Source organism: Streptomyces sp. SM1 (assembly GCF_002910825.1).
In the GTDB taxonomy this organism is placed as follows: Bacteria; Actinomycetota; Actinomycetes; order Streptomycetales; family Streptomycetaceae; genus Streptomyces; species Streptomyces okerensis.
This window is the reverse complement of sequence record NZ_NEUB01001053.1, coordinates 18,526-18,737: the sequence shown is the minus strand read 5'-3', so window position 1 is coordinate 18,737 and position 212 is coordinate 18,526. Positions and strand designations below refer to the sequence as shown.

The window sequence follows — 212 nt, the reverse complement described above, 5'->3', positions numbered from 1 at the left end:
AGCCAGGTGACGGCGGGGTGGTCGAGGCGGGGGCCGAGGACGCGTTCCAGGCTGGGGTGGAACTGGGTGAGCAGACCGCGTATCCGGTTGGAGGTGCGGGTGGCCTCGGCCGCGAGGTCCTGGTCGAAGCCGACGAGGACCGTGAGTTCGGCGGTGATCTCGTCAGTCAGCTCCAGGGATCGCAGGGTGTGCGGCATGGTGCGGGCCGCGTC

1 protein-coding gene is annotated in these 212 nt (G+C 70.8%); it reads right to left on the bottom strand.

The window, feature by feature from the left end:
• Positions 1-212 (bottom strand): transposase (locus tag B9S61_RS39680; protein ID WP_146065056.1); only part of this gene is annotated, 212 nt, incomplete at both ends.